The organism is Erwinia sp. L03-1, from assembly GCF_058686115.1.
This window is the reverse complement of sequence record NZ_CM178762.1, coordinates 3,885,108-3,897,488: the sequence shown is the minus strand read 5'-3', so window position 1 is coordinate 3,897,488 and position 12,381 is coordinate 3,885,108. Positions and strand designations below refer to the sequence as shown.

At 57.3% G+C, this 12,381-nt stretch carries 7 protein-coding genes; 6 read left to right on the top strand and 1 reads right to left on the bottom strand.

Translation table 11 applies throughout. The features are described from left to right. Positions 1–3 precede the first annotated feature (3 nt). From fkpB to carB, 6 genes are all read left to right on the top strand, one after another. Positions 4–474, top strand: coding sequence for an FKBP-type peptidyl-prolyl cis-trans isomerase (fkpB, locus tag AC4PCC_RS17900; RefSeq protein WP_067709107.1), 471 nt, complete (start codon positions 4–6; stop codon positions 472–474). Further along, positions 455–1,408, top strand: coding sequence for a 4-hydroxy-3-methylbut-2-enyl diphosphate reductase (gene ispH, locus AC4PCC_RS17895; RefSeq protein ID WP_067709104.1), 954 nt, complete (start codon positions 455–457; stop codon positions 1,406–1,408). The genes fkpB and ispH overlap by 20 nt, the downstream gene beginning before the upstream one ends. 366 nt (positions 1,409–1,774) lie before the next feature. After that, positions 1,775–2,053: a hypothetical protein gene (locus tag AC4PCC_RS17890; RefSeq protein ID WP_492125418.1), complete on the top strand. Its 279-nt coding sequence runs from the start codon at positions 1,775–1,777 to the stop codon at positions 2,051–2,053. Positions 2,054–2,293: 240 nt separating this feature from the next. Beyond that, the gene (gene dapB / locus AC4PCC_RS17885; protein ID WP_492125417.1) at positions 2,294–3,112 is read left to right on the top strand and encodes a 4-hydroxy-tetrahydrodipicolinate reductase; all 819 of its coding nucleotides are present in this window, start codon (positions 2,294–2,296) and stop codon (positions 3,110–3,112) included. Positions 3,113–3,574: 462 nt separating this feature from the next. After that, on the top strand, positions 3,575–4,720 hold the full coding sequence (gene carA / locus AC4PCC_RS17880; RefSeq protein WP_492125416.1) for a glutamine-hydrolyzing carbamoyl-phosphate synthase small subunit: 1,146 nt from the start codon (positions 3,575–3,577) through the stop codon (positions 4,718–4,720). 14 nt (positions 4,721–4,734) lie between these two features. Beyond that, positions 4,735–7,968: a carbamoyl-phosphate synthase large subunit gene (gene carB, locus AC4PCC_RS17875; RefSeq protein ID WP_492125415.1), complete on the top strand. Its 3,234-nt coding sequence runs from the start codon at positions 4,735–4,737 to the stop codon at positions 7,966–7,968. 78 nt (positions 7,969–8,046) lie between these two features. Here the strand turns inward: carB and AC4PCC_RS17870 are convergent, their stop codons facing one another. Beyond that, entirely contained in the window at positions 8,047–12,348 is a 4,302-nt protein-coding gene (locus AC4PCC_RS17870) for a SpvB/TcaC N-terminal domain-containing protein (RefSeq protein ID WP_492125414.1), read from the bottom strand. Positions 12,349–12,381 lie beyond the last annotated feature (33 nt).

Genomic DNA, 12,381 nt, shown 5'->3' with positions numbered 1-12,381 from the left:
GGCATGACTGATTCTGTACAGCGTGATAGCGCGGTGCTGGTGCATTTCACGTTAAAACTCGCCGACGGTTCCACCGCGGAATCCACGCGGGATAACGGAAAACCGGCGCTGTTTAGTCTGGGAGACGGTAGCCTGTCAGAGCAGCTTGAAGATGAGCTGCTCGGCCTGCACCCGGGTGATAAAAAAGCGTTCTCGCTGCAGCCTGAGGCCGCCTTTGGCTCCGCCAGTCCGGATTTAATTCAGTACTTCTCCCGCCGGGATTTTACCCAGGCGGGAGAGCCTGAAGTGGGGGCGATTATGCTGTTCAGCGGGATGGACGGGAATGAGATGCCGGGTGTTATCCGCGAAATTTCCGGCGACTCGATTACCGTGGACTTTAACCATCCATTAGCCGGGCAGGTCATCCATTTTGATGTTGAAGTGCTGGAGATCAATCCGGTACGGGAGGCGACAAATGCAAATCCTGTTGGCTAATCCTCGTGGATTCTGTGCGGGCGTTGACCGCGCGATCAGTATTGTGGAGCGCGCGCTGGAGATGTATGGCGCGCCTATTTACGTGCGGCATGAGGTAGTACACAACCGCTACGTGGTGAATAGCCTGCGCGAGCGCGGGGCTATTTTCATTGAGGAGATCGGGGAAGTGCCGGACGGTTCGATTCTGATCTTCTCTGCCCATGGCGTATCCCAGGCCGTTCGCGCAGAAGCCAGAGCGCGCAGCCTGACCATGCTGTTTGACGCCACCTGTCCGCTGGTCACAAAAGTGCATATGGAAGTGGCGCGCGCCAGCCGTAAGGGGACGGAGGCGATACTGATTGGTCATGCCGGCCACCCTGAGGTGGAAGGCACGATGGGTCAGTACAGCAACCCTGAGGGCGGGATGTATCTTGTGGAATCTCCGGCGGATGTTCTGAAGCTTGAGGTGAAGAACGATCAGAATCTGTGCTTTATGACCCAGACGACGCTGTCAGTTGATGATACGTCAGAGGTGATTGATGCACTCCGCGCACGTTTTCCGAAAATCATCGGGCCGCGTAAAGATGATATTTGCTATGCCACCACCAACCGGCAGGAAGCGGTACGCACGCTGGCAAAGGATGCCGAAGTGGTGCTGGTGGTTGGGTCCCGCAACTCCTCCAACTCTAATCGTCTGGCCGAACTGGCACAGCGGGCGGGCAAGCTCGCCCGTCTTATTGATTCTGCCGATGATATTCAGGAAGAGTGGATTAAAGGCGTGAGCTGCGTTGGCGTGACGGCGGGTGCTTCGGCACCGGATATTCTGGTGCAGGAAGTGATTCAGCGTCTGCGCGAGTTTGGTGGCGAAGCCGCCATTGAGCTGATTGGCCGCGAAGAAAATATTGTTTTCGAGGTGCCAAAAGAGCTGCGCGTAGATATTCGGGAAGTTAACTAATGTCGAACAGGCCGCTTTAATTCGCAACGTCTGAATTATTCAACTGGAATCTGGAATAGCGGTAACGTTATCTCTCCTTGTTTGTTCACTGGCGGCTCCAGGTACGACTACAGGGGGCGCCAGGGTGATAAACAGACTGGCGGGCGCAGGGACGCGCGCGCCTGGGGGATCCTTCTTATAACTCTAGAAATATATTTAAATTAGGGCGTGGCTATTATAAAAGCGTTTCACTTTATTGAAGTGTCGTGTTGGTTGCGTTATGGTTATTCTGTTCCCGACAGGGGAACGGGAAATTATTAAATACACGCTTCTTTAAGGTGATTAATAACCACAGGATGTTTTAAATAAATTTAAATGGAGTTAATAATGAGAGAACTCACGCTTTCGGAACTCAATAACGTTGGGGGAGGGGCATTAAGCGGCCCTGAGTTGCTGGGTATAGGCGGTGCTGGCCTGGTCGTAGGTATACCCATCATCGTCGGCGGGGCCATTCTGGGCGTACCCACTCTGGGATTGGGCTTTATAGGAATGACCGCGGGCATTGTGCTGACGGCCCTGTCCGGCGCAATGATGATTGTAGGCATCGTTAAGACTGCCATCAGTTGGAAGCATGGCCCGTTCAATCCCGATCCTGCTACTTTCTAACCCCAACCTAAGCTTATAAAGTTTATGGCGCGCTATAACACTGATATAGCGCGCGACGTCTTATAGGGTTTTCACCCTGATCCTGCCAGTGAAATACCCGTGTGCCTGTCTTTCACCCTGTCGTCCGTTTTCACGCCCTGATATTCTGATTATGCCGTTTCGGCTCTGGCTTCTGCCCCGGAGGCTGGTTAATCTGAAAGAGAGTTCAACGAATCAACCTTCGTCAGGAATGAAAAAATTATGAGTAGTGATATTCGCATTGCCGTTGTCGGCGCATCGGGACGCATGGGGCGTCAGCTGATCCAGGCCGTGCATGAGGCTGAGGGCGCCTCCCTGGGCGCCGCACTGGTACGCAAAGGTTCATCGCTGGTAGGGAGTGACGCCGGTGAAATGGCGGGCGCAGGCACGCTGGGCGTCACTATAGCCGACGATCTTACGGCGGTAGTGGATGACTTTGACATCCTAATCGATTTCACCCGACCAGAAGCCACGCTGGAGTATCTGAAATTTTGTCGCGAGCAGCATAAGGCGATAGTGATCGGCACCACCGGATTTGACCAGGCGGGTAAGGCAGCCATCAGCGAGGCGGCTCAGGATATTGGCATTGTGTTTGCCGCCAACTTTAGCGTTGGCGTTAACCTGGTCTTAAAGCTGCTGGAAAAGGCGGCAAAAGTGATGGGCGACTATGCCGACATCGAGATCGTGGAAGCCCACCACCGGCACAAAGTGGATGCCCCATCAGGGACAGCGCTGGCGATGGGTGAGGCGATCGCCGATGCCATGAAGTGGGAGTTGGACCAGCACGCCGTTTATGCCCGCGAGGGTCACACCGGAGAACGTAAGGCTCAAACGATTGGCTTCGCCACCGTACGCGCCGGTGACATCGTGGGCGAGCATACGGCAATGTTTGCCGATATCGGCGAGCGCGTGGAGATAACCCATAAGGCTTCAAGCCGCATGACCTTTGCTAAAGGCGCAGTACGCGCTGCTATCTGGCTCAATGCTCAGGATGATGGGCTTTATGATATGAGAAATGTGCTTAATCTTGAGGATCTCTGAAAGTGTAGTTCTCATTTTTCCAGGTTAATGATCGTAAATAATTGATATAAAGGAGGTAATAATGCCTCCTTTTTTTTAATGTGAAAACAGTGTTTTTAACCTGATTATGTCTTTAGTTGACTGTTTATCTATTTTAACTCGTTTTTATCCCCCTCTGTAATGCTATTTTTGACCATTTGGTCCACTTTTTAGTACAGCTAAGAGCATTATGACCCTTTCCCTCGCAGGCAATCGGTTTTCCAGCCTGGATATCTGCTCTTTTCAGGCGTAACTAACGCTTTTACCCATCAGTCGAATAAAAAACCATGAAAAATCGGGTTCCAGGGTGGACAATGGCCGGGGCGATCATTAGAATGCGCGCAATTTGCCAAAATCGGACGGTCAGACGGTTTTGCATTGATTTTAAGGTTCGTAATGAATTAATATGCAAATAATATGACTGTTTATTCCCTGGAGGGTGTTTTGATTAAGTCAGCGCTATTGGTTCTCGAAGACGGAACCCAATTCCATGGTCGTGCCATCGGGGCCACAGGATCGGCTGTGGGAGAAGTCGTTTTCAACACCTCGATGACCGGTTATCAAGAAATCCTCACTGATCCTTCCTACTCCCGCCAGATTGTTACCCTTACCTATCCTCATATCGGCAATGTCGGCACTAATGCCGCGGATGAAGAGTCCTCTAAGGTTCAGGCGCAGGGGCTGGTAATTCGCGATTTGCCGCTGATAGCGAGCAACTTTCGTAATGAAGAAGGTCTCTCTGCATACCTGAAGCGTCATAACATTGTCGCTATTGCCGATATTGATACGCGTAAGCTAACGCGGTTGCTGCGCGAGAAAGGTGCACAGAATGGCTGCATCATCGCCGGTGATGCACCGGATGCGGTGCTGGCGCTGCAAAAAGCGCAGGCGTTTCCCGGTCTGAAAGGCATGGACCTGGCGAAAGAGGTCTCTACAGCTGAAACCTATAGCTGGCAGCAGGGCAGCTGGACGCTCGACGGCCTGCCAGCGGCGAAAAGCGGTGACGAACTGCCGTTCCACGTGGTGGCCTGTGACTACGGCGTTAAGCGCAGCATCCTGCGGATGCTGGTCGATCGCGGCTGTCGGCTGACGGTCGTCCCGGCCCAGACCTCTGCGGAAGAGGTGTTAAAGCTCAATCCGGACGGTATTTTCCTGGCTAACGGCCCTGGCGATCCGGAGCCATGCGATTACGCCATCGCGGCGATTAATCGCTTTCTGGAAACTGACGTGCCGGTATTCGGCATCTGTCTGGGTCACCAGCTGCTGGCGCTGGCGAGCGGGGCAAAAACGGTCAAAATGAAGCTGGGCCATCACGGTGGCAATCATCCGGTAAAAGACCTGGACAACAACAGGGTGATGATCACCGCGCAAAACCATGGTTTTGCCGTCGATGGCAGCAACCTGCCGGATAACCTGCGCGTGACCCATACCTCGCTTTTTGACCACACGGTGCAGGGGATTCATCGTACGGACAAAGCGGCCTTTAGTTTCCAGGGACACCCTGAAGCCAGCCCGGGTCCGCATGATGCCGCCCCGCTGTTCGATCACTTTATCGAACTGATCGAAGCCTACCGTTCAAACGCGAAATAATCAGGAGCGAGAAAATGCCAAAACGTACCGACATAAAAAGTATCCTGATCCTTGGCGCAGGTCCGATCGTCATCGGACAGGCCTGTGAATTCGACTACTCAGGCGCTCAGGCCTGTAAAGCCCTGCGGGAAGAGGGCTATCGCGTTATTCTGGTCAACTCCAACCCGGCGACCATCATGACCGACCCGGATATGGCTGACGCGACCTATATTGAGCCGATCCACTGGGAAGTGGTGCGCAAAATCATTGAAAAAGAGCGCCCGGATGCGGTGCTGCCCACCATGGGTGGCCAGACGGCGCTGAACTGCGCGCTGGAGCTGGAGCGTCAGGGCGTGCTGGCTGAATTCGGCGTGACCATGATTGGCGCCACCGCCGATGCCATTGATAAGGCGGAAGATCGTCAGCGCTTCGATAAAGCAATGAAGAAGATTGGCCTTGATACGGCGCGTTCCGGCATTGCGCACACCATGGACGAGGCCCTCAGGGTAGCTGACGAGCTGGGCTTCCCGTGCATTATCCGCCCCTCGTTCACCATGGGTGGCACCGGCGGCGGTATCGCCTATAACCGTGAAGAGTTTGAAGAAATTTGCGAGCGCGGGCTGGATCTCTCTCCCACCAATGAGCTGCTGATTGATGAATCACTGATCGGCTGGAAAGAGTATGAAATGGAGGTGGTGCGCGATAAGAACGATAACTGCATTATCGTCTGCTCCATTGAAAATTTCGACGCGATGGGCATCCACACCGGCGATTCGATTACCGTCGCGCCTGCCCAGACGCTGACCGACAAAGAGTATCAAATCATGCGTAACGCCTCGATGGCGGTACTGCGTGAAATCGGCGTTGAAACCGGCGGTTCTAACGTGCAGTTCTCGGTGAACCCGGAAAATGGCCGCCTGATCATTATCGAAATGAATCCGCGCGTGTCGCGCTCCTCTGCGCTGGCCTCGAAGGCGACCGGCTTCCCGATTGCGAAAGTTGCTGCCAGGCTGGCCGTCGGCTACACGCTGGACGAGCTGATGAACGATATCACCGGCGGCCTGACTCCGGCATCGTTTGAGCCGTCCATCGATTATGTCGTCACCAAAATTCCCCGCTTCAACTTTGAGAAATTCGCCGGGGCGAACGATCGCCTGACCACCCAGATGAAATCCGTCGGGGAAGTGATGGCCATTGGCCGCACCTTCCAGGAGTCGATGCAGAAAGCGCTGCGCGGGCTGGAAGTGGGTGCCAGCGGATTCGATCCTAAAGTTAGCCTCAACGATCCCGAAGCCCTGACCCACGTTCGCCGTGAGCTGAAAGATGCCGGTTCGGATCGCATCTGGTATATCGCCGACGCGTTCCGTGCCGGAATGTCCGTTGATGGCGTTTTTAACCTGACCAATATCGATCGCTGGTTCCTGGTACAGATAGAAGAGCTGGTGCGCCTGGAAGAGAAGGTTGCCCGTGAAGGGATCAACGGCCTGACGAAAGAGTTCCTGCGGGATCTGAAGCGTAAAGGCTTTGCCGATGCGCGTCTTTGTGCGCTGGCTGGCGTAGCGGAAAGCGAGATACGCAAGCTGCGTGAGCGCTACAATCTGCACCCGGTCTACAAACGCGTGGATACCTGCGCCGCCGAGTTCTCAACGGACACCGCCTATATGTACTCCACTTACGAGGAGGAGTGCGAAGCGAACCCGTCTCAGGATCGTGAAAAAATCATGGTGCTGGGCGGCGGGCCAAACCGCATCGGGCAGGGCATTGAATTTGACTACTGCTGCGTTCATGCCTCGCTGGCGCTGCGGGAAGACGGTTACGAAACCATTATGGTTAACTGTAACCCGGAAACCGTTTCAACCGATTATGACACCTCCGATCGCCTCTATTTCGAACCGGTGACGCTGGAAGACGTGCTGGAAATTGTGCGCATCGAGAAGCCGAAAGGGGTGATTGTACAGTACGGTGGTCAGACGCCGCTGAAGCTGGCGCGTGAGCTGGAAGCCGCAGGCGTACCGGTTATTGGCACCAGTCCGGACGCAATTGACCGGGCGGAAGACCGCGAACGCTTCCAGCAGGCCGTGGATCGTCTGGGCCTGAAGCAGCCCGCCAATGCCACCGTGACCGCCCTGGAACAGGCCGTCGAAAAAGCGGCGCAGCTGGGTTATCCGCTGGTGGTTCGTCCCTCTTACGTGCTCGGCGGCCGGGCGATGGAAATCGTCTACGACGAGGTCGATCTTAAACGCTACTTCCAGACGGCGGTTTCCGTCTCCAACGATGCGCCGGTGCTGCTGGATCGCTTCCTTGATGATGCGGTTGAAGTGGATATTGATGCCATCTGCGACGGTGAGCGGGTGCTGATTGGCGGCATTATGGAGCACATCGAGCAGGCGGGCGTCCACTCCGGTGACTCTGCCTGTTCGCTGCCCGCCTACACGCTGAGCAAAGAGATCCAGAACGTAATGCGTCAGCAGGTAGAGAAGCTGGCCTTCGAGCTTAGCGTTCGCGGTCTGATGAACGTGCAGTTTGCGGTTAAGGATAACGAAGTCTACCTGATTGAAGTGAATCCGCGCGCCGCCCGTACCGTTCCCTTTGTGTCGAAAGCCACCGGCGTGCCGCTGGCGAAGGTCGCCGCACGGGTGATGGCGGGTAAAACGCTGGCCGAACAGGGCATAACCGAAGAGGTGATTCCGCCTTACTACTCGGTGAAAGAGGTGGTGCTGCCGTTTAACAAATTCCAGGGCGTTGACCCGATCCTCGGCCCGGAAATGCGCTCTACCGGTGAGGTGATGGGCGTGGGACGTACCTTTGCCGAGGCGTTTTCAAAGGCGATGCTGGGGGCGCAAAGTAATATGAAGAAAACCGGACGCGCCCTGCTGTCGGTGCGCGAAGGGGACAAAAAGCGCATCGTCGACCTGGCCGCTAAGCTGCAAAAGCTCGGTTTTGAACTGGATGCGACGCACGGCACCGCCGTGGTGCTGGGTGAGGCGGGGATCAACCCGCGTCTGGTGAACAAGGTGCACGAAGGCCGCCCGCATATTCAGGATCGTTTGAAGAACGGCGAGTATGCCTATATTGTGAATACCACCGAAGGGCGCCAGGCCATCGAGGACTCCAAACTGCTGCGTCGCAGTGCGCTTCAGTACAAGGTGCACTATGACACCACGCTGAACGGCGGATTTGCCACGGCGATGTCCCTGAACTCTGACCCCTGCGAGCAGGTGATCTCGGTGCAGGAGATGCACGCGCAGATCAACGCTCACCAGGCGTAGTGCCCTGTTGCCGCTGAGGGAGCCTACCCTCAGCGGCAGTTTTGGATCTGAATCCGTCCACGCCAGCCGGTATCTCCGCTAAAGGTTCCCGGTCACCTCTGCCGCCGTATCATTTTCATCCTCGCTGACCATAAACCAGGGCGTGAACAGCGTACGACGCAGCCAGCCTTTCGCCGTTTTTACCTGCCATTCACGGCCAGTCGGATCGTAGTAATGGGTATCGGCATAGAGATCCTTACGTGCGCTCACGTCGCTGACGTACTTCCAGTCATTCAGAAACCAGGGTTGAAAGGTGCGGATGGCCTGACCTTTGTTGTCATACTCGGTGCGGCCGGTTACCGCCCAGCGGAAGCGCGTTTCGGCCGCGATGGGCGCACCCTTTTTATCTACCACAAGCACACCATCGTCGGTTCGCTGCAAGGCTTCACCGTTTGCCTGACGGGCTGCGGCCTGGAGCACACGACCAAAACCATCGCTAAACACCACCTGCTGGCGGATCTGCTGTTCCGCATCGTTGTCATAACGGTCGGTCGTCAGGGTGACCACGTGCGGAGGTAATATCTCGGCGGTTTCTTCTGTCTCAGTCTTCCAACTGTCGGCGACGTAAATCATGCACTGCGCGACGGGAAGGGGCGCTTGCAGGGCAAACGCCGCTTCAGCACTCTCCGGCGGGGTAAAGGGGGCGTCACTGTAACCAGCGGGTTGTCCGTTTTCCGTGCCGCTAAATCGCACGGTGGTGACGCGCCCCAGCGCATCCAGCGTGACAGAGCGCACGTTGTCATTGGGATCGGTGACCTGCATCGGGGTCAGGAAGCGCCAGTCATACTCTGCCGTCGTGGTCAGGCCAGCCGCGTCCCGCTGTTGCACAATGACACAGTCCCAGGGATCCCAGGTGAAGCTGGCTGCGCCGGTCAGCAGGGTTTCACGCCAGGTCTGGGGCCGCCAGTAGTGCGCGGCGGAGGCGTAAGTCGCGTAACCCTGTCGCGCCGTCCACAGTTTTTTCCCGGATTCCCCCCTGCGGGCGAACAGATATCCGGCAGACAGATAGCCCGCCTCAGCCAGATGGGCGGGAGTGATGTCGGCCTTCAATGCACTGACTATCTCCTCATCCATAATGGCGGTTTCCATAAAGGCGACCCTGGGCGGCAGGGCGGGTGCATTGGTTGTCGCCCGGTTTTGACTATCGAGGTACCAGCACTGCTGTTGCCCACCAAAGATGTAAGGCTGGCTGTCCGCGATGGGGCCGCCCGCCTGTCGCAACCCTTCCAGCGTCAGCCCGTCTGAGGGGATGACATCGGCGGAGTGAATAGAGTGATCGGTCCGGGTGGCGTCGGCAATACCTAAGAGCCAGTTGCCCTCTGCCAGTGAGGTCACAACGTGCAGGCGGCTTTGCTGCAGGTCGAGGCGCAGCACCTTTTGCTGATCGTCATAGCTGCTGGCAAAGAGCGTGTCCGGCAGGGTATCCGGCCAGGGACTTTGTGCCGGCTGGCTGCGGCGCGGATAGCTGATATTCACCTGACGCAGAGGCTGTCCGTACTCATCGCTGGTCAGCAGAACCTGCTGGCTGCACTGCGGGTCGCTGCTGACCCGCTCGTAAGTATATGTACGGCTTTCCGCCAGGGCAGACCAGACCACCGGATAGCGTCCCGCTGGCTCGACCAGCCGCACCTGAGGACGGTTTTCCTCGACGCTATAGGGGATCCCGGCCTGGCTGCTGCCGTCTGCGCCATAAAGCTCACTGCGCAGCAGCAGGCCTTTTAGCCCCCGGTTCAGCCAGAAGGCGGTTTCATCCTGTGGCCTGGAGGCTTGTTCATCTTCGCCGCTTCCGGTGGTGAAACGGGGCGTGAAGCCGGGCCAGGCGGCTTTGTCGCCCTGCCAGAACTCTTCTGCAAGGCGGTTATCCACGGCGGGCAGACCGGTGGCATACCAGCTGCGGCCGATCGCAGGTATACCGATCTCTGCTGCTGTTCCCTGACTGGTCGAGGTGTCAGAGTCCGTCACTTCAACAAAGCCAAAGCCACGAAACTCGCGCTCCTGCCCGTCCCATACGCCGTGCCGATAGTTTATTTTGCTGGCCAGCCGGTTACCGGTGATCTCATCGGTTACCTCTGTGCGCCAGAGCGTATGCAGCGCAAAGGGCAGATAGCAGGGCAGGGCAGGGTTACCCGTCGCCGCCTTTTCATCCAGCCAGAACTGTGCCGAACTGCGGTAATGAAGTTCGTGCCGTGCGCCGAGGTGGTTGTCCATTTGGCTCAGTAGCCAGGGTTTCTCGGATGAGAGGTGGCACACCCAGTGCTGCGGTACCGGGTGGGTGAGGGTAAGGATCAGGCTGGCGATGCCCAGCCCCTGGATATCTGCCACCTGCAGGCTACAGGTGTGGTCAAAACGCACCCCCTGCGGTAGCGGTATGTTTAGCGGTTCAGCAAAGCGGTTACCACTCTGATTAAGGTAAAGCTCCAGGCGGTCACTGTGGGCATAGATCAGATCGCCAGTTCCCGATCCATCCGTATCTGCCAGGAAGAGCTGGTTCGGATTAAAGGTGGCGGCAGGCTGGCTGAAGCCGGGCAGGCCGATCGGGTGACCAAAGCGACCGTGGCCCAGATTTGGCCAGTAGCGAACCCCGCTGGCCTGCACCTCAACCAGATGCTGTTGCCCGCTGCCGGGCAGATCGCTGAAGGCGACCAGCACGCGTGCATCCGCGTCGGGCACGGCAAGGGTAATGTCCTCTGCCTGCCACACCGTCCGTGCTTTCTCCCACCCTTTACCGTTCCCGCTGTACAGGCGTACGCTGCGCGGACCAATTAGCACGAGGTCGGTCATGCCAGCACCGATAATATCGGTCAGCTGCGCACGTGGATGGGCATATTCCACCGGCAGCGCTGAGAGCGGCGTAAAATGCTGCCAGTTACCCTGCGGCGTGCGCTGATAGCTGCCTGCCACGCCGGGCGCCGTCACGACCCATTCCAGCTGACCATCCCCATTCAGATCGATCAACAGACCACCGCGCTGCAGCGAGGGGATCTGCGGTAGCGGCCTGGGCGCTCCCCATGTTATCGCGTCGATATCCGCCCCTGGCTGGCGTTCCGGCTGACGATACCACCAGGCTCCCAGGTCCTGATAGAGGATCCCGCACAGCCCCTCACCATTAAGATCGATAAGCTGGTAGGGCTGCAGCAGGTTAAAGCTGGCCATATCCTCCCGCCGCTGCCAGTTGAACGGCGTAAGCGAAGAGGGGGTAAAGGTTTGCCATTCAAATTCCAGCGGCGGTGCCAGGGAAAGACTTTTTCCGCCAGGCTCATAGGCGAGATGCCGGACGTTTTTCAGCATACTGAGTGAGGGCGTCTGGTCATAGTTTAGCTGCATACGAGCGATAAGCGTGGGCGCTTCACTCTCCTCCTGTGCCCCTGCCAGGGTACGCAGCCGGTGAAACAGCAGCACCTGGCGACAGAGGCGTCGGGTGCGCAGGTCGAATCCGTAAGCGAAGTCGGAAAAACAGTCCGGGCGGCAGGACCAGCTCCCCGTGCCGGGCATCTGCCAGCTGGGAATATCATAATCACCCTGCGCGCGTTCACCGTAGTCCAGCGTCACCGCAAACAGCCACGCATAGTCGGGCGGCGCAGTGGCCAGGGCGGGAAGGGTACGCCCGGGGTTTTTGTTGCCATAGCGTATCGCGACCAGATAACGCTGTGCGCCGCTGGACGGATGCGCCGCGCGTTCCATTTGATCGCAGCCCGTGTCATCTTCGCCCCGGTACTGGTAGTAAATCTGCTCCCCGGTGAGCGTCACCGACGATTCCAGCAGCCATACTGCCGTATGGGCTGGGTTTTCCGGGTGGCTGATGCGGGCCTGTGCATTTCTGCCTAATAGAAGGACTTCGCCATTTGGGCTGTACAGCACCCAGAAATCACTTTCGCTGGCCTGATCCGGTTGCCAGCGTTCCAGGCGACTGAAACTGCTTTCGCTACGTGAGCGGTAAGTGTGGACGCTGAAATTTCCGCCTGGCGCGACGCCCAACAGGCGACTGGCCCGCCGCGTTTCTGGCGCACCTGCGGCTGACAGTACCGGTACCAGCACCTCACCGTCCGGGCCAGTGAATTCATCCGTCTCATCCCAGGCGGGGACACCTTTACGGGTACGCCGCTGTACCCCAGGCAGATTGAGGTTCCAGCCCATACCAAACGGGCTGTTTCCACTCCGACTGTGGTAGCTGAGTGCAATAGTGGGGGCATAACCGCGCCCGGCGCTGACCGGCAGAGGGATGCTGAGCGTAGCGGCCCCGTCAGGGCCGGCCGCAGGCATATCACCTTTTAAACCGTTAATCGTCCCACCCCCGCTGGGCAGAGAGGGCGGCGACAGCTGCAGTTGTTCATTGGATTGCATGATAAGTCTCCCTGACAGGCTCCCGCAGGGAGC